Here is a 21,729-nt window from a genome sequence, read left to right on the forward strand (position 1 = left end):
CCGCCGACACCGACCCTCTAGCCGATCCGGATGTCCAACGCCTTCGACATAGGCGCGCGCCTCCTCTACCGCGATGCCCTGCTGCTCGTCATCGACAAGCCGGCGGGTTTACCGGTCCATCCGGGTCCCCGCGGCGGCGAGACGCTCACCGATCACCTCGACGCCCTGCGGTTCGGCCTGCCACGCCGCCCGGAGACCGCGCACCGGCTCGACCGCGACACCTCCGGCTGCCTCGCGCTCGGCCGCCACGCCAAGGCGCTGGCGCGGCTCGGCAAGCTGTTCTCCGGCAGCGGCGTCGACAAGACCTACTGGGCGATCGTGGAGGGCGGCCCCGCCGAGGAGGCCGGCCGCATCGACCTGCCGCTGGCCCGCCGCTCGGACGATCCGCGCTCCTGGTGGATGAAGGCCGACCCGGCGGGCGACCCGTCGCTGACGCACTGGCGGGTGCTCGGCCGCGCCGGGGGGCGGACATGGCTGGAGCTGAAGCCGGTGACCGGCCGCACCCACCAGCTCCGGGTCCATTGCGCCGCCTCCGGCTGGCCGATCCTGGGCGACGCGATCTACGGCGGGGCGCCCCGCGGCAGCGCGCTGCACCTGCACGCGCGGACCCTGTCGATCCCGCTCTATCCGAAGCGCGACGCCATCACGGTGACGGCCCCGCCGCCGCCGCACATCGCCGAGGCCGTGGCGCCGCTCGCGGCTCAGGCCGCGATCAGCCGCGCCCCGTCGTGAGACGCGATCGCGACGCTGTGGAACGTGCCGGGGGCAGGCGCGTCTGACAGGCGCACGGCGGTGAAATCCGCGCTCCGCCCGGTGCCGCCGCGCTCCGCCAGCACGGTCAGCCGCCGCCCGACCTGTGCGTCGAGGTGCCGCCGCAGGGCGTCGGCACCGGCTGCGCGCAGCCGCGCCGCCCGCGCGCGGATCGCGTCCGCCTCCACTGGCGGCATCCGCGCGGCGGGTGTCCCGGGGCGCGGGGAATACGGGAAGACGTGCAGGTGCGTCAGGCCGCATTCCGCCACGAGGTCGAGGGAGCGGGCGAACTGCGCCTCCGTCTCGGTCGGAAACCCCGCGATCAGGTCGGCGCCGAACACCATGTCGGGCCGCAGCCGCCGCACGGTCTCGCAGAAGCGGATCGCGTCGGCGCGCAGGTGCCGGCGCTTCATGCGCTTGAGGATCAGGTCGTCGCCGGCCTGCAGCGACAGGTGCAGGTGCGGCATCAGCCGCTCCTCCTCGGCGATCGCCGCGAGCAGGGCGTCGTCGGCCTCCACGGAATCGATGGAAGAGAGGCGCAGGCGCGGGAGATCGGGCACCGCCCGGAGGATCGACCGCACCAGACCGCCGAGGGACGGCCCGGAGAGATCCCGTCCATAGGCGGTGAGATCCACGCCGGTCAGCACCACTTCCCGCCCGCCCCGGGCCACGAGGGTCTCGACCTGCGCGACCACATCGGGCACCGGCACCGAGCGGGAGACGCCGCGTCCGAACGGGATCACGCAGAAGGTGCAGCGGTGGTCGCAGCCGTTCTGCACGGGCACGAAGGCGCGGGTATGCCCGGCCATGGCCTCGATCCGCGTCGGCTCGGCCATCCGCGCCGCCATGACGGCCCCCGGTCCGGTCGCGGCCGCCGACCAGCCCTCCGGCCGCAGCTTCTCGGCGTTGCCGACGAGGCGCGCGACCTCCGGCATGGCCGCGTAGGCCTCCGTCTCCACCTCGGCGCCGCAGCCTGTGACGACGATCTCGGCGCCGGGCCGTTCGCGGGCGATGCGCCGGATCGCCTTGCGGGCCTGCCGCCCGGCCTCGGCGGTGACCGCGCAGGTGTTGACCACCACCCGGTCGCGGCCGTCCGCGGCCGCATGGGCCCGCAGAGCCTCGGACTCGACGGTGTTGAGGCGGCAGCCGAAGGTGAGGGTCTCGACCGCCATCAGGCCGCGCTGTCGAACAGCTCCGGCGCCAGGGTCCCCTCGGCGACGAGCGCGACCGGACCGGTCATCAGGACATGGTCGTCGGCGCGCCACTCGATGAACAACTCGCCGCCGGGCAGCGCGACCTGGGCCTGCCGGCCGATCATCTTGAGGCGCGAGGCGGCCACCACGGTGGCGCAGGCGGCGGTGCCGCAGGCGAGCGTCAGCCCGGCGCCGCGCTCCCAGACGCGGAGCTTGATCGTCTCGCGGCCCGTCACCTGAGCCACGGAGATGTTGGCGCGCTCCGGGAACAGCGGGTGGTTCTCCAGCATCGGACCGATCCGCGCGAGGTCGAAGGAATCCGGATCCTGCTCCACGAAGAACACCGCGTGCGGGTTGCCCATGTTCACCGCGCCCGGCGAGTGCAGGATCGGATCGTCGATCGGGCCGATCTGCAACTCGATCCGGCGCGTGTCCGGGAAGGGCTCCGACAGGGGAATCTCGTCCCAGGCGAGACGCGGCCGGCCCATATCGACCGTGAAGGCCCGCTCCGAGACGCGGCGCACGCCGAGCACGCCCGCTTCGGTCTCCAGGGTGAGCCGCCCGCCCTCGGCCGGCCGGGCCATGGCTGGATCGTCGAGCATCGCGTAGGCGACGCAGCGCGTGCCGTTTCCGCAGGCGCCCGATTCCGAACCGTCGGTGTTGTAGATCCGCAGGAACGCGTCCGTGCCCGGGCTCACGGGATCGTGTAGCACCATCAGCTGATCGAAGGCCGAGCCGGGATCCTGCGCGATCGCCCGCGCCTCCTCGGGCCGCACCGTCACGGTGGAGCCGCGCAGGTCCAGCACCACGATCGCGTTGCCGGCGCCGTGCATCTTCAGGAAGCGTCTGTGGGCGAGTGCGCTCATGCGGTCCCGCAGGTCGAGGAGGGGCCGGCTATATCGCAAAAGCGACCGCCCGGCGCGAGGGGTGCAGCAGCGTGGCAGATGCGCCGCACCCGCGGCTCTCGTCCGCGGTGCCCTCGCGGGCCGTCACGTTCGCCACTAGGTTACGCGGCGGGAGCCTGCGCGATCATCCGCGGGCCTCGACCGGAGCGCCCCACGTGATCCGCCTTCGTCCGCTCGTCGCCCTCTCGGCCGCCCTCGTGCTCGCGTCCGGCGGCCCGATCGCCGCGCAGCAGCAGCCTGCGCCGCCGCCCTCCACGGCACCCGCGCCGGCCCAGACGAACCCGCTGCCGACGACGACGGCGCCGAACCCGGTGGCCGATCCGGACAAGAGCGCGGCCCCGGCCCCCCAGCAATCGGTGGCGCCCCCGCCCGCGGGCCAGTCCGCGGTGGGAACGCCCGCGCGTCCGACGCTCATCGAGAAGGCCGGCGAGCCCGGCGACGTCGACGAGGTCACCCTGCCGTCGAAGCCCGCCGCGATCCTGTCGGGCAAGACCAAATGGGAGGAGGCCGTGCCGAACCTGAAGCAGGCCTTCGCGCGGATCGAGGCCGACCTCGCCAAGCTGGGCGTCGCGCCGGCCGGCCGGCCGCTGGCGGTCTTCACCCGGACCGACGATGACGGCTTCGAGTTCGAGGCGATGATTCCGGTGGCGGCCGCGCCGAACCCGGCGCCGGCGGAGACCGACGGGCTGCGCTTCGGCACGACGCCCTCCGGCAAGGCGTTGCGCTTTGCCCACAAGGGTTCCTACGAGTCGATCGACAGCACCTACGAGACCCTGACCGCCTATCTCGATGCCAAGGACATCGTGGTGCAGGACCGGTTCGTCGAGGAATACGCCACCGACCTCAAGGACGGTACCGACGACAACCTCGACGTGAACATCTACGCGCTGGTGAAGTAGGGGCCGGCAGATCGGCCGACGTCGCGGACCGATCCCGCGCCGGAGAACCGGCCGCAACCGCCGCCTCTCGCCCCTCTGCGGGGAAGGGAGGAGTGCACGGCACCCGATCGCCCGTTCCTGACGCGCATGCGCGGAGATCGGACAGATCGCCGCTGCCCCGCCCCGGCAGGAACAGGGGCGTCGGCTCGCGGATTCGCCCGACATGCCCGCCACCGACCTCAGAACCGGGACCGTCCCGCCTCCGCGCCGCAAGGCGGCCCCCAACGCCATGGATCCCGCCCTCGCCGAGAAGGCGCTGGCGATCCACGCGCGCCTCTGCCCGGTCTACGGCTGCCCGATCCCGTACTTCCACAGCCTGGATCCGGTCAGCGAACTCGTCTCCTCGCTCCTGTCGCACCGGACGCGCAACGCCGAATCCGGCCGGGCCTTCAAGGCCCTGCGGGCACGCTTCCCGGACTGGGAGGCGGTGATCGACGCGGACGTGCCGGAGATCGAGGCCGCCATCGCGGGGGTGACATGGCCGGAGCTGAAGGCGCCGCGCATCCGCGACGTGATCCGGGCCCTGCGCGACCGGTGCGGAACCCTCGACCTCGCCTTCCTGGCCGACATGGAAGTCGAGGCGGCGCGGGCGTGGCTGCAGGCCATCCCCGGGATCGGGCCGAAGACCAGTGCCGCGGTCCTGTCGTTCTCCACCCTGCGGATGCCGGCGCTGCCGGTGGACAGCCACCATCACCGGGTCGCCCAGCGCCTCGGGCTGATCGGCCCGCGGGTCGATGTCGGCCCGGCGCACGCGATCCTGCGGGGGCAATTGCCCGCGGCGTGGAGCGCGCAGGATCTCTACGACAATCACGAGATCCTGATGCTGCACGGCCAGCAGGTCTGCCACCATCACCGGCCCGCCTGCGGGCGCTGCGTCCTGACCGACCTCTGCCCCAGCGCGAAGCGCCCCGTGCGGGAGCCGTGAGCGCGTCCTTGACCATTCCGGCCTACGGGTGCGAGTAACCCCGCGCCCGGACGGCGCGGAGCCCCGGTCTATCTTTGCTCAGGATCGGCGCCGATGGCCGCGTTCACCGAATTGGTCTTCTCGGGCGTCCAGCCCACCGGCAACCTGCATCTCGGCAACTATCTCGGAGCGGTGAAGCGCTTCGTGGAGATGCAGGACCGCGACGCGCAGTGCCTGTACTGCGTGGTCGACCTGCACGCGATCACCGTCTGGCAGGATCCGGAGGCCCTGCGCGGCCAGATCCGCGAGGTCACGGCCGCCTTCCTCGCCGCCGGAATCGATCCGAAGCGCTCGATCGTATTCAACCAGAGCCAGGTGCCCCAGCACGCCGAGCTCGCCTGGGTGTTCAACTGCGTCGCCCGCCTCGGCTGGCTGAACCGCATGACCCAGTTCAAGGAGAAGGCCGGCAAGGACCGGGAGAACGCCTCGATCGGCCTGTACGACTACCCGGTGCTGATGGCCGCCGACATCCTGGCCTACCGGGCGACGCACGTGCCCGTGGGCGAGGACCAGAAGCAGCATCTGGAGCTGACCCGCGACATCGCGCAGAAGTTCAACACCGACTTCGCCGGCTCGATCGCGGCGCACGGCCACGGCGACGCGTTCTTCCCGATCACGGAACCGCTGATCGGCGGTCCGGCCGCCCGGGTCATGTCGTTGCGCGACGGCACCAAGAAGATGTCGAAGTCGGACCCGTCCGACAACGCCCGGATCAATCTCACGGACGATGCGGACGCCATCGCCCAGAAGATCCGCCGGGCGAAGACCGATCCAGAGCCCCTCCCCTCCGAGGTGGCGGGCCTGAAGGAGCGGCCCGAGGCCGACAACCTCGTGGGGATCTACGCGGCGCTGGCCGGCATCAGCCGCGAGGACGTGCTGCGCGACTTCGGCGGGGCGCAGTTCTCGACCTTCAAGCCGGCGCTCGCCGACCTCGCCGTGACGAGCCTCGCGCCGATCGCCGGGGAGATGCGGCGGCTCACCGCCGATCCCGGCCATATCGACGCCGTGCTGGCCGACGGCTCCGCCCGGGCGGAGACGATCGCGGCGCAGACCCTCGACGCGGTCAAGGACATCGTCGGCTTCGTGCGGCGGGGCCCCAGCCTCCAGGCGGTGCGGTGACAATCCGGGCGCTGGTCTTCGACGTCTTCGGGACGCTCGTCGACTGGCGCTCCGGCGTCGCCCGCGAGGCGGCGCGGCTGCTGGCGCCCGTCGCGCCGAGCCTCGATGCGGGCGCCTTCGCGGATGCGTGGCGGGCCCGCTACGACCCGTCGATGGAGACGGTGCGCTCCGGCGCCCGGCCCTATGTCGACCTCGACACGCTCCAGGCCGAGTCCCTGCCCGACGTGCTGGCGCAGTTCGGCATCGCGGGCGTGCCCGAGACCGTGCAGCGGGAGCTGGTCCAGGCGTGGCACCGGCTCGAAGCCTGGCCCGAGGTGCCGGACGCGCTGCGGCGGCTGCGGGAGAAGCACCTCCTGGCGCCGAACTCCAACGGGCCTGTCCGGTTGATGGCCGACCTCGCCCGCCGCAACGGGCTGATCTTCGACGCGGTGCTCGGCGCCGGCTATTCCCGCGACTACAAGCCGAAGCCGGCGCTCTACCGCGACGCGGTGGCGGCCTTCGGGTTCGCGCCGGCGGAAACGATGATGGTCGCGGCGCACTCGAACGACCTCGCGGCGGCGGCGCGCCACGGTCTGTCCACCGCCCACATCGCCCGCCCGCACGAGCACGGCCCGGCCGGCGGCGAGACCGCGCCGACGGTGCCGGTCACCCACGCGGCGCGGGACCTGGCGGACCTCGCCGACCAGCTCGGCTGCTGAGGCGTCGCACGGAAGGTTGAGATGGCCGATTGGAACCCCGCCCTCTACACCCGTTTCGAGGACGAGCGGACGCGGCCAGCGGCCGAGCTCCTCGCCCGCGTGCCCCTCGACGCGCCACGGCTCGCCTGCGATCTCGGCTGCGGGCCCGGCAATTCCACCGCGCTGATCGCGGCGCGATTTCCCGATGCTGAGGTGCTCGGCCTCGACAGTTCCCCGGCGATGCTGGAGAGCGCCCGTGCCCGCCTGCCCGACCTCACCTTCGCGCAGGCCGATGCCGCGACCTGGGTCCCGGAGCGCGCCCCGGACCTGATCTTCGCCAACGCCGTCCTGCAATGGCTGCCGGACCACGCGACCCTGCTGCCGCGGCTGTTCGGTCTCCTCGCCCCGGGCGGGGTGCTCGCCGTGCAGATGCCCGACAATCTCGCCGAGCCCACCCACCGGCTGATGCGCGAAGTCGCGGCGGCCGGACCCTGGGCGGCAACGATCGGCGACCCGGCCGTAGCCGGCCGCCTCGGCCGCATGCTGGAGCCCGCGGCCTACTACGACCTGCTGGCGCCCATGGCCGCCGAGGTCGATGTCTGGCGCACTGCCTATCACCACCGGATGGCGGATGCCGCCGCCATCGTGGACTGGGTGAGCGCCACGGGGCTCCGGCCCTTCCTCGACCCGCTGGAGCCCGGGGAGAAGGCCGGCTTCCTGGCGGCCTATACCGGCGCGATCGACGCCGCCTACACGCCGCGCAGCGACGGGCAGCGCCTGCTGGCCTTCCCGCGGGTGTTCATCGTCGCCCGAAAAGCCCCGTAGCGCGCAGGCCGGCCCGGTGGTCCTCAGGCCGCGCGCACCGTTCCGAGGAAGCGGCTGACCTCCGCCCGGAGGTGCTCGGATTGCTGCGACAGGTTCGCGGACGAGTCCAGCACCTGGCCCGCGGCCGAGCCGGTCATGTCGGCGGCTTCGGCCACGCGGGCGATGTTCGTCGTCACCTCGCCCGTGCCGGCGGCGGCCTGGGTCACGTTGCGGACGATCTCTTGGGTCGCCGTACCCTGCTGCTCGACCGCGGCGGCGATCGTCGTGGCCACGCCGCTGATCTCGTCGACGCGCGTCGTGATGCTGCCGATCGCCGAGGCCGCCTGCGCGGTCGAGGCCTGCACGCGGGCGATCTGGCCCGCGATCTCCTCGGTGGCCCGCGCGGTCTGTTCGGCCAGCGCCTTCACCTCGGCGGCCACGACCGCGAAGCCCCGTCCGGCCTCGCCGGCACGGGCCGCCTCGATGGTGGCGTTGAGGGCCAGCAGGTTGGTCTGGCCCGCGATGCCGCTGATCAGCGCCACCACGTCCCCGATCTTCATCACGGCCGCACTCAGATCCTCGACCAGACGCACCGTGCGCCCGGCCTCGTCGGCCGCGGCCCGCGCGAGTTGGGCGGAGCCCTGGACCTGACGCCCGATCTCCTGCACGGAGCTGCCGAGCTCCTCGGCCGCCGAGGCCGCGGCCCGGACGTTGGCGGCCGCCTCCTCGGCCCCGGCCGCGACGGTGGTCGACTGGCCGGCGGTCTCCGACGCCGTGGCGGCCAGCGCCCGGGCCGTGGCCTGCAGCTCGGTGGCCGCGTTCGTGACCGTCTCGACGATGCCGCCGACCGCCTGCTCGAAGGTGTTCGCCAGATCCGCCGTCACCCGCTTGCGGTCCCGGTCGGCGGCGGCCTGGGCAGAAGCCCGCGCCTGCGTGTCGGCCTCCGCCTGCGCCCGGAGGCCGTCGCGCAGGTTCAGGACGGCCCGCCCGACCAGCCCGACCTCGTCGCGGCGCCGAGCCTCGGGCACGTCCGCCCCGTAATCGCCCGCGGCCATGTCGCCGATGGTCCTGCCGAGGGCGCGGACCGGCTTTCCGACGAGGCGGTGCAGCGCGCCGAAGACGACCGCGCAGCCGATCAGCACGCAGAGGACCGAGATGCCGATGAGCCTGGCGCGCGCCTGATCGGCGGCAGCCGTGAGCGTCGCCACCGGCACCGCGACCACGATGGCCCAGCGGTCGGGCGTCTCGCCCGCCTGGATATGCTGCGCCATGTACCGCCACGGCGCCCCATCCGGGCCCGGCGCATCGGTCACCACCACGGCGCCTGCCGCGATCGCCTGCCTGGCCGCGTCGGCTGCCGACGCGTCGAAGCCGTGCATCGGCTTCCCGGCCGCCGCGCCGGTCGGATGCGCGACGGTCGTTCCGCTCGCCGAGACCACGGCCAGGTAGCCGGTCCCGAACGGCTTCACCGCGCCGAAGGCGGCATTCAGGGATCCGAGGTCGATGTCGACACCGGCGGTGCCGCGATACTTGCCGTCCACGCTGATCGGCGCGCCGAACGACATCATGACGACGTCCTTCCCGGCCACCGGGTAGATGTAGGGTTCGATGGCCACCAAGCGGTTCAGCTTCTTCGGCTGAAGGTAATAGGCGCCGTCCGGCTCGGCCTCGTAGCCGGTGAGAACCTCCCGCTTGATCGTGCCGCTGCCGCGATTCCAGTAGGGCATGAAGCGGCCGCTCGCGTCCGACGAGGCCGTGCCGGCGAACGTGCGGTCGCGCCCGTCCAAGGCATCCGGCTCCCAGCCCGTCCAGGTCGCGATCAGGCTGGGGTTGGCGCGCAGAAGCTCGCGCAGCATCGCATCGTAGACCTCACGGTCCTGAATGCCGCGGGCGCGCAGGGCCGAGGCGGAGACCGCGATGCTCTCGGCGGTCTTGGCCGCGACCGCGAGGCGAAACCGGACCTCGCGCGCCTCGTTCGACAGAGTCTCCGACTGCATCTTGGCCGCCTGCTCCTCGAAGGAAGCGTTGATTCGACGGGCAAGAAAAGTCATCCCTCCCGCGAAAACCGCAGCGATCAGGACGCTACAGATAACGGCGACACGCAGGGGCAGCGAAAGCATGTTCTCTACGATCCGCGCAAGGATGTGACCGACCAGATTTGCAGGAAATCTAGCGGCCACCCCCGCACATCGTCAAGAAATTTTGAACTCGGCCGCGATCAGTCGCAATTATATTGCTACATCAATATGAAGCGCCGCGGATATCTACTTGGTATCAACTTGTGCGCCGAAGATTGAATTCCCGGCATATCGAGCGCCCGCCGGCCGCCCCATTTCGCGAGGCGGCCGGCAAAGGGTCGTCAGGCCTCGCCGCGGGCGACCAGCGCCTCGTACTCCGAGACCTCCAGCTTGCCCTCCCGGGCGACCCGGGCCTTGTCTTCGTCGCTGATCACGTCGCCCGCGAGGTCCAGACGCTTCCAGGCGGCGAGCGGCGTCTCGCGGCCGGGCCGCGGCACGTACTTGTTCTGCTCGAGCTTCTGGTACTTGTGGATGTAGCGCGGGCAGTTGATCCAGATCTTCGTCACCGCGACCTTCACCAAATACTTGGCCTCGGTGTACTCGGCCATCAGGGCGTCGTCGCGCAACAGCGTGGCGTGGCCCTGCACGCGGATGCGGTGGGGCGTCTCGAAATCGATGAACAGCAGGCCGACCTTGGCCTGCCCCGCGATGTTGCCCATCGAGTAGAACATGCCGTTGCCGTCGAAGCCCGGGAACACCAGCGTGTTGGCGTCGAGCACCTTCACGAAGCCCGTGGGGCCGCCCTTGTAGGAGACGGTCGGCATGCCGTCCGGGTCGACGGTCGAGAGGAAGAACATGTCGCGGGAGCCGATGAAGGCGGCCTCGTCCGGCTGGATGCTCTCGTGGACCCAGTCCTCGTCGAGGCGCACCGCGAGCTTGGTGGTGCCGAACTCCTCCTGCAGCGCCCGGTGCGCGTCGGAATAGAGCGATGCCATGCGTGTCCTCTCCGCTAGCCGGTCCTCGTACACGCGGGACCGCTGGCGGGCTTATGGCCGGGACTCCCCAGGTCGGGCAACCCGGAACGCGAAGGGCCGGCCACGCTTTCGCGTGACCGGCCCCCGGGCGCGGCCGAGCAGAGCCCGGCCGCGCAATCCGAAGCAATCAGTTGCGGGTCTTGTCGACCAGCGCCTTCTCGGAGATCCACGGCATCATGCCGCGGAGCTTGGCGCCGACCTCCTCGATCGGGTGGGCGGCGAGCTTGGCGCGGGTCGCCTTGAACGAGGTCTGGTTGACCTTGTTCTCCAGCATCCAGTTGCGGGTGAAGGTGCCCGACTGGATGTCGTTCAGCACGCGCTTCATCTCGGCCTTGGTCTCGGGCGTGACGATGCGCGGGCCGGTGACGTACTCGCCATACTCGGCCGTGTTGGAGATCGAGTAGTTCATGTTGGCGATGCCGCCCTCGTAGATGAGGTCGACGATCAGCTTCACCTCGTGGAGGCACTCGAAATAGGCCATCTCGGGGGCGTAGCCCGCCTCGACCAGGGTCTCGAAGCCGGCCTTGATCAGCTCGACGAGGCCGCCGCAGAGCACGGCCTGCTCGCCGAACAGGTCGGTCTCGCACTCCTCCTTGAACGTCGTCTCGATGATGCCGGCGCGGCCGCCGCCGTTCGCCGAGGCGTAGGACAGGCCGAGGTCGTGGGCGTTTCCGCTCGCGTCCTGCGCGATGGCGATCAGGGTCGGTACGCCGCCGCCGCGGAGGTACTCGGAGCGCACGGTGTGGCCCGGGCCCTTCGGGGCGACCATCAGGACGTCGAGATCCTTGCGCGGCTCGATCAGGTTGAAGTGGACGTTGAGGCCATGGGCGAACAGGAGCGCGGCGCCCTGCTTCATGTTGCCCTCGAGGGACTCGCGGTAGATGTCGCCCTGCAGCTCGTCGGGGGTGAGCATCATCACCACGTCGGCCCACTTGGCGGCCTCGGCGACCGACAGGACCTTGAAGCCCTCGTGCTCGGCCTTCTTGGCGGTGGCGGAGCCCTCGCGCAGGGCGATGACGATGTCCTTCACGCCGGAATCGCGCAGGTTGAGCGCGTGGGCGTGGCCCTGGCTGCCGTAGCCGACGATGGCGACCTTCTTGCCCTTGATCAGGTTCAGGTCGGCGTCGCGATCGTAATACACCTGCATGTCTGTCTCCTCTTAAACGTGGCGGTTCGGGTCGGGTTTGGCCTGGCCGTAGAGGGCCAGAAACTGCTCGACGGCGCGGCCCGCATCGCGCCGGATCTCGGCCCCGTCGAAATCGAGGGTCTCGCCGAGCAGAAGTCGAATCTGGATATCCCGGCCGACGAGGCCGAAGAAGGTGCGGAAGGTGGCCTCGCTGTCGGCGAAGGCGAGTAGCCCGGCGGCGCGCCCGGCCTCCAGCACGGGCTTCACCCGCTCGCCGATGGCGAAGCGGCCGTTGGCCAGCACGATGCCGCCGAGATTGCTCTTGCGCGAGCCGGCATGCGCGATGGCGATGCGGTTCAACGCGACCGAGGTGGGGCCGGTGATGACCTCCAGCCACGTCACGGCGAAATCCTGCAGGCGCTCCCGCAGGGTCGCCCCGTCGAGGATCTGCGCGGCGTCGTGCCCGGCATGGACCCGGGAGGCCTGCCAGCGCACCGTCGCGGTCAGCAACCCGTCCCGGTCGCCGAACCACTTGTAGAGCGTCTCCTTCGAGCAGCTCGCCCGGCGCGCGACGGCGTCCATGGTGAGCTGCTCGCCGTCCTCGACCATGAGGCCGAGCACGACGTCCAGCACCGCCTGCTGGCGTGCCGACGGCGCTTCCCGCTCTGCTGTGGCGCTGGCCTGCATCATCTCGAATAGCGTACCGTACCGTACGGTACGCGCTCTAGGCCGATTCGATGGCCGCGGCAAGGGGGTTGCCGCGACCGAATGGGATTAGTGCGGGAGCGGCAACCCCTCGCGGGCGAAGACGGCCTGCACGGCCGGGCGCTCGGCGACGCGGCGGGCATGGGCGGTCCAGGCCGGGAAGCGGCCGGCCATGTCGAACCGCAGCACCGGGCCGTTGGCCCAGAACCAGAAGACCATCAGGTAGGCGTCGACGACGCTGAAGCGGTCGCCCACCGCCCAGCCGCCGTGCGAGAGGCGCACCTCGGTCATGGTGGCGAGATCCGCGTAGGTGTTGGCCGCCTTGCTCTTGATGCCGTCGAACGCGCTCTCATCCTCGGTGTAGCGTTCCGGACGGCGGACATGCGCGTAGGTCACGTGGTGGTTGCAGGCGAGCCAGCCGAGCCACTCGTCCGCGGCGGCCTGCTCCCGCAGGTCGGCGGGCCACAGAGCCGTCTCCGGCACCTGACGGGCCACGTGGCGCATGATGGCCGCACATTCGGTGAGCACCCAGCCGTCCTCGGTCAGCGCCGGCACGCGGCCGCGATCGTTGATCGCGAGGTATTCCGGCCGGCGCTGGTCGCCGGCGGCGAGGTCGAGCTTGATGCCTTCGTAGGGCAGCCCGGATTCCTCCAGGACGATGTGGGCGGCGAGCGAGCAGGCGCCGGGGGCGTAGTAGAGGGTGCGGGCGGTCATGACACTGCTATACGCCGTCCTGCTTCAAAGCCCGAGCAGTTTCGCGATCTGATGCCGGACTTCGGCGAGAACAGCGCCCGGCGCGACGCCGAGGCGCCTCAGAATACGCGCCCGCTGATCGATGGACCGGATCTGATCCGTCAACACCGCGCCTTCGACAGTCATTCCGACCGGAAGCATGACCTTCGTCGGCCATGGTTCGATGTTGCTCGTAATCGGGCAGACGATGACGCGGCGCGTCGCCGTGTTCATCAGCACTTCCGACACAACCAACGCCGGTCGACGACCATCTTGTTCCGTCCCGCGGACAGGACCGAATTCGACGAGGATCAAATCGCCGGCCTGAAGCGATGGCTCAGCGGGAGTCGTCGTCATCGATGATCTCAGAGCCGACATCCGGACCCCAGTCCACGGTCGGCGGCTCGAAATCCGGGCCCAGACGGCGCATCTCGGCGACCATGTCCTCGAGCGTATAGACCGGCAGCCCGTTGACGTACCGGCGCCCAGCCCATTGCTGCGGCTCCGGCGGGACCGGGCGCTTCGAGACGATCTCGACCGTCTCGCCTTCGCGGATGCCGAGTTCTTCGGCCTCCGCGCTGCTCAGACGGACGGCGAGGTCGTCACCCCAGCGGATGACCTTGGCTTCCATCACTCCGCCTCCTGCGGGGACGGGGCATCCTAGCAGAGGTCAGCCGCCGGAGCCTACAGCGGCTCAGCCCCGCGCCCCATCGCGGAGATGCCGGTCCGGCAGATCTCCACCAGCCCGATCACGCTCATCAGGCGCACGAACCGGTCGATCTCCTCGGTGGCGCCGGTCAATTCGAACACGAAGGAGTTGAGCGTGGCGTCCAGCGTCTTGGCGCCGAACGCGGCGGCCAGCCGCAGGGCCTCGCTGCGGTGCTCGCCCTCGCCCTTCACCTTCACGAGGCAGATCTCGCGCTCGAGGGCGTTGCCCTGGAGCGTCAGGTCCACCACCCGGTGGACCGGCACCAGCCGGTCGAGCTGCGCCTTGATCTGCTCGATCACGGCGTTGGTGCCCGTCGTGACGATGGTGATGCGGGAGATGTGGCGCGCCTCCTCGGTCTCGGAGACGGTCAGGCTCTCGATGTTGTAGCCGCGGCCGGAGAACAGGCCCGAAATGCGCGCGAGCACGCCGGGCTCGTTGTCGACGATCACCGCCAGCGTGTGCCGGTTCACCGGCTCGACGCGGACGGCATCGGGGTAGTGGGTGTTCATCGCATTCATCGCCGGCCTCGTCCTCGTCGTCCCGTCCGTGCTCACCAGCGGCGACCCCGGAGGGCCGCCGCCAAACCCATCACACCAGCATCTTGCCTTCCTCGGAGATCACGTCGCCGAGTTCGACGCCGGTCTCACCGAGGTAGTCGGACAGGAGCATCTCGTTGTGCGCCTTGCCCGACGGGATCATCGGGAAGCAGTTCTCGGTCTTGTCGACGATGCAGTCGAAGATCACCGGGCCGTCATAGGCGAGCATCTCCGCGATGGCGCCGTCGAGGTCGCCCGGCTTCTCGCAGCGCATGCCCTTGGCGCCGTAGGCCTCCGCGAGCTTCACGAAGTCCGGCAGGCTCTCCGAATAGCTCTGCGAGTAGCGCGAGCCGTGCAGCAGCTCCTGCCACTGCCGGACCATGCCCATGTACTCGTTGTTCAGGATGAACACCTTGATCGGCAGGCGGTACTGCACCGCCGTCGACATCTCCTGCATGTTCATCAAGATCGAGGCCTCGCCGGCGATGTCGATCACCAGCCCATTCGGATGCGCGAGCTGCGTGCCGATCGCCGCCGGCAGGCCGTAGCCCATCGTGCCGAGGCCGCCTGAGGTCATCCAGCGGTTCGGCTCGTCGTACTTGAAGTACTGGGCCGCCCACATCTGGTGCTGGCCGACCTCGGTGGTGATGTAGGTCTCGCGGTCCTTGCAGGCCTCGTAGAGGCGCTGCACGGCGTATTGCGGCTTGATGATCGTGCCCGACGGCCAGTAGGCGAGGCAGTCCCGCACCTTCCAGGCACTAATCTTCTGGAACCACGGATCGAGGTTGGACTTGTCGGGCCGCGACGGCAGGGCGCGCCACGCCTCCAGCATGTCGGCGAGCACCGAGGCGCAGTCGCCGACGATCCCGACATCGACCTTGACGACCTTGTTGATCGAGGAGGCGTCGACGTCGATGTGGATCTTCTTGGAGAAGGGCGAGAACGCGTCGAGACGGCCGGTGATCCGGTCGTCGAACCGGGCGCCGACGCAGATCATCACGTCGCACTCGTGCATCGCGAGGTTGGCCTCGTAGGTCCCGTGCATGCCGAGCATGCCCAGGAACTTCTCGTCCGTGCCCGGATAGGCGCCGAGCCCCATCAGGGTCGAGGTGATCGGGAAGCCGGTCTCGCGGACGAGCTCGCGCAGCAGGCGCGACGCCTCCGGGCCGGAATTGATCACGCCGCCGCCGGTGTAGAAGACCGGCCGGCGCGCGGTCGCCATCAGTTCGACGGCCGCGCGGATCCGGTCGGCGTCGCCCTTCACGGCCGGGCGGTAGGTCTTGTGGCTCGCGATCTCCGGGCGCTCGTAGAGGCCGGACGCGAACTGAATGTCCTTGGGCAGGTCGACCACGACCGGGCCGGGACGGCCGTTGGCCGCGACGTAGAACGCCTCGTGCAGGATGCGCGGCAGGTCGTCGATCGATTTGACCAGGTAATTGTGCTTCGTGCAGTGGCGCGTGATGCCGACCGTGTCACACTCTTGGAACGCGTCGGTGCCGATCAGGTGCGTCGGGACCTGGCCGGTGATGCAGACCAGCGGGATCGAATCCAGCATCGCGTCGGTCAGCCCGGTGACGATGTTGGTCGCACCGGGGCCCGAGGTGACCAGCACGCAGCCGACCTTGCCGGAGGAGCGGGCATAGCCCTCGGCGGCGTGGACGGCGCCCTGCTCGTGGCGGACGAGGATGTGCTTGACGGCGTTCTGGTGGAAGAGCGCGTCGTAGATCGGAAGTACGGCGCCGCCCGGATACCCGAACAGCGTGTCGACACCCTGATCCTGGAAGGCCCGGATGACCATCTCGGCCCCGGTCATGACCTCGCCGCCCATGCTCGTCTCCTCGCGCTCTCCGGAGCCACCGCGATCCCGTGATCGCCGCCCTGCCCCGTCCTCTCTCCCGGCACCCTCGTCACGCGGGGCGGTCTCCGCCTCGCCCGAAGGTGCCTATCGCCTCGGATCTCCGTCCGTCCCAGTCCTGTCCCGCCCGGACGCGGGCAACAAAAAAGGGCCCCGAGGGACCCTGCATGCGCCACCGCCCGGATCGCGGCCCTAGCTCAGGGCCGCCCCGTCGGTGACGCTACCGCTACAATAAGGACCGTGGTCATCGGAAATCCGAACCTGCCCCGCGGCGCCCGCATGATCCGGAACTGGCTCATGGTCGGCGCGCGAAGTGTCGGGCCTCATAGCGGAGCGCGCGCGGCGGGTCAACGCGTCCGCGCGTGCAAGTGAGCCGGTTCGGAGGCGGAGCCGCTCCCTCACTGCAGGGGCGGCGGGAAGCGGCGGACCCAGTTGCTCGCAGCGTCGTAGGCGGCCCCGAGTTGCAGGCAGGCGAGTTCGCCGTGGTTGGGTCCGACGATCTGGATGCCGGTGGGCAGTCCGGCGGCTCCGAACCCGGCCGGCACGTCGAGCGCCGGCAGGCCCGACATCGTCGCCGGGATCGTGATCTGCATCCAGCGGTGATAGGTGTCCATCGCCTGTCCGCCCACCGTCTCGGGCCAGCGCAGGGCCTTGTCGAACGGGAAGACCTGCGTGCTCGGCATGACGAGGTAATCGTAGCCCTCCATGAAGCGGCGCAGGGTCTCGTACCAGCGGGTGCGCCCCTCCAGGGCCGCGATGATCCGGTCGGCGCCGAGCGCCAGCCCCCGCTCGACCTCCCAGACCGCCTCCGGCTTGAGCAGGGCCCGGTGGCGGGGCTCGTCGTAGAACGGGCGGAGATTTGCCGCGACGGTGAAGGCGCGCAGCACCAGCCAATCCTCCCAGAGCCGCTCCATGTCGTAGCGCGGCATCGCCTCCTCGACGGTGCAGCCGATCTCCGCGAACGTCGCCAGGGCGGCGCGTCCGACGTCGAGCACGCCGGGATCGAAGGGGATCTGGCCGCCGCAATCGCCGAGCCACGCGATCCGCGTCCCGCGGAAGTCGCGGGCGAGCGGGCTCGCGAAGGCGGAGGGGTCCTGCCGGATGGCGTTCGGGCAGCGGGGGTCGTAGCCCGCCAGCACCGAGAGCATCAGGCCGATATCGGCGGGCGTGCGCCCGATCGCCCCGAGCACGCCAAGCCCGGGGCTGAACACGTCCTTGGCCTCGGCGGGGATCCGTCCCCAGGCCGGGCGCAGGCCGTAGCAATTGTTGAAGGCCGGCGGGTTGCGGAGCGAGCCGGCATGGTCGCTGCCGTCGGCCACCGGCTGCATCCGCAGCGCCACCGCCACGGCCGCGCCGCCGCTCGACCCGCCCCCGGTCTTCGCCGGATCGTAGGCGTTGCCGGTGGCGCCGTAGACCGGGTTGAAGCTGTGCGAGCCGAGGCCGAATTCGGGGATGTTGGTCTTGCCGATGAAGATCGCCCCGGCGGCGCGCAGGCGCGTCACCATGATCGAGTCCGTCTCGGCGATCCGGTCGGCGAAGATCGGCGACCCTTGGGTGAACGGCAGGCCGCGGACCGGGTCGAGGTCCTTCACGGCCAGCGGGAAGCCGTGCAGCGGCCCGACGGGCTCGCCCCGCGCCAGGACGGCGTCCGCACCTTCGGCCTCGCGCAAGAGCGCCGCGTCGTCCTGCAGGCCCACGATCGCGTTGACCTGCGGGTTGAGCCGGTGGATCCGCTCCAGATAGGCGCGCATCACCTCCGCGCAGGAGACGACCCGCCCGCGGATCGCCGCGGCGAGATCCACGGCGCCCATGGCCGTGATTCCGTCCTGTCGCGCGTCCTGCATCGTACCCTCCTCCGGATCAACCGAAGATCGGTAACCGGAGGTTGGATCCAGGCAAAGATGGCTTTGGCTGATTGGATGGAGTGCCGATGTCCGTCTCCGCGAGCGCAGCGAAGCAATCCAGTGTCGCGCGACGATCGCCGATGTCGCGCTGCCCTGGGTCGCTTCGCGCCGCTCGCGATGACGGTGCGCTGTCCTCAGCCTAGGCGGTCACACCACCGACCAGGGCAGCGTCTCGTCACCCCGGAACACCACCACCGCGGTGTCGTCCACGGTCACGGCCTCGGCGACGCGGCCGGGCCGGCGCTCCAGGGTGACGGTCCCGGCATTCGGCTCCAGACCGTGGAAGCGGGCGCCGTTGAGGGAGGCGAAGGCCTCGAACTTATCGAGCGCCCCCTCCTCGTCGAAGACCTGCACGTAGGTCTGGAGCGCGCTCGGCCCGCAGAACACGCCTGCGCAGCCGCAGGCCGCCTCCTTGGCGCCGCGGACGTGGGGGGCGGTGTCGGTGCCGAGATAGAAGCAGGCCTCGCCGGAGGTCGCGGCCCTGCGCAGGGCCAGCCGGTGCCGCTCGCGCTTGGCCACCGGCAGGCAGTACAGGTGCGGGCGCAGCCCGCCCTGGAAGATGTGCGTCCGGTTGATCACGAGGTGGTGCGGCGTGATCGTGGCCGCGCACCGGCTCCGGTGCTCCCGGACCACGTCGAGGATCTCCGCCGTGGTGGCGTGCTCCACGGTGACCTTCAGCCCCTTGTGCCGGCCGAGCAGCGGGATCAGGCTGCCCTCCATGAACGCGGCCTCCCGGTCGAAGATGTCGATCTCCGGGTCGGTGGCCTCGCCGTGGATCAGGAGCGGCATGCCGATCCGCTCCATCCGCTCCAGCACCGGCGCGATCCCCAGGAGGTCGGTGACGCCCGCATGGGAGTTCGTGGTCGCGCCCGCCGGATAGAGCTTGGCGGCGACCCAGACCTTCTCCCGGAAGCCGCGCTCGATCTCGTCCGGATCGGTGTCGTCCCGCAGGTAGCAGGTCATGAGCGGGGTGAAGTCCATGCCGGCGGGAAGGGCCGCCAGGATCCGCGCGCGATAGGCCTCCGCGGCGGCGACCGTGGTCACCGGCGGCACGAGGTTCGGCATGATGATGCCCCGGGCGAACTGCGCCGCCGTGTAGGGCAGCACCGCCTTCAGCATCGCGCCGTCGCGCAGGTGGATGTGCCAGTCGTCCGGCCGGCGGATCGTGATCCGGTCGACCGGCTTCGCGTCCTGGCGCTCGGCGGGGAACAGGTCTGCGACGCCCATCGCGAAAACCCCTCAGGCCTGGCCGAAGGCGGAGATGCCGCCATGGGCGGCCGACCACTCGGCCGGCGCGTTGAGGAAGCGCTCGACCTCGTCGAGCGTCTTCGGATCGAAGGTGCCCATCTCCTTGGCCACCGCCAGTACGTCCCACCACGTGGTGAGGTAGTGGAGCTTGATGCCGATCTCCTCCATCAGCGCGGCGCTGCCGGGGAAGATGTCGTAGTAGAACAGCACGAAGCAGTGATCGACCTGGGCGCCGGACTCGCGCAGGGCCTTGCAGAAGTTGACCTTACTGCGTCCGTCGGTGGCCAGATCCTCGACCAGCAGCGTCCGGGCGCCGTCGACGATCTCGCCCTCGATCTGCGCGTTGCGGCCGAAGCCCTTGGGCTTCTTGCGGATATACTGCATGGGCAGCATCATCCGGTCGGCGATCCAGGCCGCGAAGGGGATGCCGGCGGTCTCGCCGCCCGCGATGTGGGTCAGCTTCTCGTAGCCGATCTCGCGCACGATCGTGGCGGTGGCGAAGTCCATCAGCGTCGAGCGCAGGCGCGGGAACGAGATGATCTTCCGGCTGTCGGTGTAAACCGGGCTCGCCCAACCGGAGGTGAACTTGAACGGCTCGTCCTTGTAGAAGAGGACGGCACCGATCTCGAGGAACATCTTGGCCGCCTCGCGGGCGATGACGGTCCGGTCGAGGGGCAGGAAGGGGCTGGTCATGCGGCGTGCGCGCTCCGCTTGAGGCGCTCTCCGGGGCCATGAGGACCGGTCCGGCCGGGGAGCGCGCGTGAAACTAGGGCCTGACCGCCCTCCTCCGCCCTGTCTCCGCCAGCGTCAACCCTGATCGCGGCGCTATCCGCGCCTCATGCAGGCTTGCCGGACCGCAGATGCGCGAGGTGGCGGATGGCGAGCGCGTAGCCGTGCGTCCCGAACCCCGCCAGAACCGCCGTGGCGGCGAGCGAGATGTAGGAGTGGTGGCGGAAGGCCTCGCGCCGGTGGACGTTCGAGATGTGGCACTCGATCACCGGCACCTCGCAGGTGTTGAGCGCGTCGAGGAGCGCCACGGAGGTATGGGTGTAGGCGCCCGCGTTGATGACGATACCGGCCGAGCCGACCCGGAAATCGTGGATCGCGTCGATCATCACGTGCTCGGCGTTGCTCTGGCGGAAATCGACCGTGAGCCCGAAGCCGGCGGCGGTCTCGCGGCACAGGGCCTCGACGTCGGCCAGGGTGTCGCGGCCGTAGATCTCGGGCTGGCGCTTGCCGAGCAGGTTCAGGTTCGGCCCGTTCAGGACCAGGATCGTGTCGTTCATCGTGTGCCTCGCGGCCGGAAGAGGTGCGGCAAGCGCCGGCGAGACACAAGTCCGTCGGGACACGGGTCCGGGCTGTCATCCGGCCCGAGATGTCGCGCAGACGGATCTGCCGCCCGCGCCGGGCGGTTCAGATCCGGCTTGCGCGGCGCTATCCGGGATTCCGAATTCCAAGAGGCAGGGAGGACAGGCGGATGGCAGGATCCCGGAGCGAGGTGCCCGTTGTGATCGCGGTGGCGATCACCGGCTCCGTGCCGCGCAAGACCGACAACCCGGCCGTTCCGGTCACCGTCTCCGAGCAGGTCGAGTCGACGCATCAGGCCTTCGAGGCGGGCGCCACGCTCTGCCATATCCACGTGCGCAACGACGACGAGTCGCCCTCCTCCGACCCGGACAAGTTCGCCGCCGTGCAGGCGGGGCTGCGCGAGCACTGCCCAGGGATGATCGTGCAGTTCTCCACGGGGGGGCGCGGGCGCGACCCGGCCGCCCGCGGCCTCTCGCTCAAGCACCGGCCCGACATGGCGTCCCTGTCCACCGGCTCGGTGAACTTCCCGACGATCGTCTACGAGAATTCCGCAAGCCTCGTGACCGACCTCGCCGGCCAGATGAAGCAGTATGGCGTCCGGCCCGAGATCGAGATCTTCGACCTCTCGCACCTGCACGGCGCCAAGCGCCTCGTGGAGGCAGGCCTGATCGACGCGCGCCCGCACGTGCAGTTCGTCCTGGGCGTCCAGAACGCGATGCCGGCCGAGGAGCACCTCCTCGACATCCTGCTCGCCGAGACGCGGCGGATCCTGCCGGAGGCGACGTGGACGGCGGCCGGGATCGGCCGCAACCAGGCGATCGTGATGGACTGGGCGCTCGCCCGCGGCGCCGACGCGGTCCGCACCGGCCTGGAGGACAACATCCGGGTGACGAAGGACCGTCTGGCGGCCAGCAACGGCGAACTGGTCGGCCTCGCCGCCGAGGCCGTGGCCCGGCACGGCCGGCGGATCGCGACGCCCGCCGAGGCCCGCGCCGCGCTGGGGCTCGGCTGATCGGGCGACGCCTCGGTCCCGCGACGAGTGCCCCCGGCTGGAGCGACGCGACCGTCGCAAGCCCCTCGTTTCGAGGGGGTGCCGGGTTGCCGAGCGGCGCGGCGCCGGAGGATCGTCCCTTCGCGGCGGCCGTTCATCGCTGGCCGCGTCCCACCTTCTCACGGGCATCGCAGCGTGCTAACGATCCGCCCG

General features: G+C 70.6%; 22 protein-coding genes. 7 read left to right on the forward strand and 15 right to left on the reverse strand.

What is annotated here, in order from left to right:
* The first annotated feature begins 30 nt into the window (after positions 1-30).
* A complete protein-coding gene (locus A3862_RS04065; protein ID WP_043760282.1) occupies positions 31-732 on the forward strand; it encodes an RluA family pseudouridine synthase in 702 nt (233 codons plus the stop codon).
* On the opposite strand, the gene mtaB is transcribed toward A3862_RS04065, so the two are convergent.
* Both mtaB and dapF read right to left on the reverse strand, forming a co-directional pair.
* A complete protein-coding gene (gene mtaB / locus A3862_RS04070; protein ID WP_043760280.1) occupies positions 702-1,922 on the reverse strand; it encodes a tRNA (N(6)-L-threonylcarbamoyladenosine(37)-C(2))-methylthiotransferase MtaB in 1,221 nt (406 codons plus the stop codon). The genes A3862_RS04065 and mtaB overlap by 31 nt on opposite strands.
* Positions 1,922-2,809, reverse strand: a complete 888-nt coding sequence (gene dapF, locus A3862_RS04075) for a diaminopimelate epimerase (protein ID WP_043382597.1) — start codon at positions 2,807-2,809, stop codon at positions 1,922-1,924. The genes mtaB and dapF overlap by 1 nt, the downstream gene beginning before the upstream one ends.
* 194 nt (positions 2,810-3,003) lie before the next feature.
* Here dapF and A3862_RS04080 point away from each other — a divergent pair, with 194 nt between their 5' ends.
* The 5 genes from A3862_RS04080 to tam all read left to right on the forward strand — a co-directional run bounded on the left by A3862_RS04080 (position 3,004) and on the right by tam (position 7,371).
* Positions 3,004-3,747, forward strand: coding sequence for a GyrI-like domain-containing protein (locus A3862_RS04080; protein WP_043382595.1), 744 nt, complete (start codon positions 3,004-3,006; stop codon positions 3,745-3,747).
* Positions 3,748-3,949: 202 nt separating this feature from the next.
* Positions 3,950-4,711 (forward strand): endonuclease III domain-containing protein, encoded by a 762-nt coding sequence (locus A3862_RS04085; protein ID WP_083935967.1) that lies wholly within the window; start codon positions 3,950-3,952, stop codon positions 4,709-4,711.
* Between the two features lie 93 nt (positions 4,712-4,804).
* Complete coding sequence (gene trpS / locus A3862_RS04090) at positions 4,805-5,869, forward strand: tryptophan--tRNA ligase (protein WP_043760278.1); 1,065 nt, start codon at positions 4,805-4,807, stop codon at positions 5,867-5,869.
* A complete protein-coding gene (locus tag A3862_RS04095) occupies positions 5,866-6,567 on the forward strand; it encodes a haloacid dehalogenase type II (protein WP_043760276.1) in 702 nt (233 codons plus the stop codon). Before trpS ends, A3862_RS04095 begins: the two co-directional genes overlap by 4 nt.
* Positions 6,568-6,588: 21 nt before the next feature.
* Positions 6,589-7,371, forward strand: a complete 783-nt coding sequence (gene tam, locus A3862_RS04100; RefSeq protein ID WP_043760274.1) for a trans-aconitate 2-methyltransferase — start codon at positions 6,589-6,591, stop codon at positions 7,369-7,371.
* 23 nt (positions 7,372-7,394) lie between these two features.
* Here the strand turns inward: tam and A3862_RS04105 are convergent, their stop codons facing one another.
* From A3862_RS04105 to aroQ, 13 genes are all read right to left on the reverse strand, one after another.
* Positions 7,395-9,470 carry a methyl-accepting chemotaxis protein gene (locus A3862_RS04105; protein ID WP_111473223.1) on the reverse strand — a complete coding sequence of 692 codons (2,076 nt, stop codon included), beginning with the start codon at positions 9,468-9,470 and terminating at the stop codon, positions 7,395-7,397.
* A gap of 239 nt (positions 9,471-9,709) precedes the next feature.
* On the reverse strand, positions 9,710-10,363 hold the full coding sequence (locus A3862_RS04110) for a pyridoxamine 5'-phosphate oxidase family protein (RefSeq protein WP_043347120.1): 654 nt from the start codon (positions 10,361-10,363) through the stop codon (positions 9,710-9,712).
* 166 nt (positions 10,364-10,529) lie between these two features.
* Positions 10,530-11,549: a ketol-acid reductoisomerase gene (ilvC, locus tag A3862_RS04115; protein WP_111473224.1), complete on the reverse strand. Its 1,020-nt coding sequence runs from the start codon at positions 11,547-11,549 to the stop codon at positions 10,530-10,532.
* Between the two features lie 12 nt (positions 11,550-11,561).
* On the reverse strand, positions 11,562-12,218 hold the full coding sequence (locus A3862_RS04120; protein WP_043347122.1) for a TetR/AcrR family transcriptional regulator C-terminal domain-containing protein: 657 nt from the start codon (positions 12,216-12,218) through the stop codon (positions 11,562-11,564).
* 84 nt (positions 12,219-12,302) lie between these two features.
* Positions 12,303-12,947, reverse strand: coding sequence for a glutathione S-transferase family protein (locus tag A3862_RS04125; RefSeq protein WP_111473225.1), 645 nt, complete (start codon positions 12,945-12,947; stop codon positions 12,303-12,305).
* 24 nt (positions 12,948-12,971) lie between these two features.
* Positions 12,972-13,322, reverse strand: a complete 351-nt coding sequence (locus A3862_RS04130; protein ID WP_043347126.1) for a type II toxin-antitoxin system PemK/MazF family toxin — start codon at positions 13,320-13,322, stop codon at positions 12,972-12,974.
* On the reverse strand, positions 13,303-13,596 hold the full coding sequence (locus tag A3862_RS04135; protein WP_043382578.1) for an AbrB/MazE/SpoVT family DNA-binding domain-containing protein: 294 nt from the start codon (positions 13,594-13,596) through the stop codon (positions 13,303-13,305). Before A3862_RS04135 ends, A3862_RS04130 begins: the two co-directional genes overlap by 20 nt.
* 53 nt (positions 13,597-13,649) lie before the next feature.
* Positions 13,650-14,192 carry an acetolactate synthase small subunit gene (gene ilvN, locus A3862_RS04140; protein WP_043347129.1) on the reverse strand — a complete coding sequence of 181 codons (543 nt, stop codon included), beginning with the start codon at positions 14,190-14,192 and terminating at the stop codon, positions 13,650-13,652.
* A 70-nt stretch (positions 14,193-14,262) separates the two neighbouring features.
* Positions 14,263-16,038, reverse strand: coding sequence for an acetolactate synthase 3 large subunit (locus A3862_RS04145; RefSeq protein WP_111473226.1), 1,776 nt, complete (start codon positions 16,036-16,038; stop codon positions 14,263-14,265).
* A gap of 425 nt (positions 16,039-16,463) precedes the next feature.
* The gene (locus tag A3862_RS04150; protein ID WP_111473227.1) at positions 16,464-17,909 is read right to left on the reverse strand and encodes an amidase; all 1,446 of its coding nucleotides are present in this window, start codon (positions 17,907-17,909) and stop codon (positions 16,464-16,466) included.
* A 207-nt stretch (positions 17,910-18,116) separates the two neighbouring features.
* Complete coding sequence (gene pyrC, locus A3862_RS04155; RefSeq protein ID WP_043760268.1) at positions 18,117-19,196, reverse strand: dihydroorotase; 1,080 nt, start codon at positions 19,194-19,196, stop codon at positions 18,117-18,119.
* Between the two features lie 12 nt (positions 19,197-19,208).
* Positions 19,209-19,910 (reverse strand): orotate phosphoribosyltransferase, encoded by a 702-nt coding sequence (locus A3862_RS04160; RefSeq protein WP_043382568.1) that lies wholly within the window; start codon positions 19,908-19,910, stop codon positions 19,209-19,211.
* A 143-nt stretch (positions 19,911-20,053) separates the two neighbouring features.
* Positions 20,054-20,503, reverse strand: a complete 450-nt coding sequence (gene aroQ / locus A3862_RS04165) for a type II 3-dehydroquinate dehydratase (protein ID WP_043352489.1) — start codon at positions 20,501-20,503, stop codon at positions 20,054-20,056.
* Positions 20,504-20,694: 191 nt separating this feature from the next.
* Between aroQ and A3862_RS04170 the strand changes: the two genes are divergently transcribed.
* Positions 20,695-21,537 (forward strand): 3-keto-5-aminohexanoate cleavage protein, encoded by an 843-nt coding sequence (locus tag A3862_RS04170; protein ID WP_043760265.1) that lies wholly within the window; start codon positions 20,695-20,697, stop codon positions 21,535-21,537.
* Positions 21,538-21,729 lie beyond the last annotated feature (192 nt).

Origin of the sequence: Methylobacterium sp. XJLW (genome assembly GCF_003254375.1) — a bacterium.
Lineage (GTDB): Bacteria > Pseudomonadota > Alphaproteobacteria > Rhizobiales > Beijerinckiaceae > Methylobacterium > Methylobacterium fujisawaense.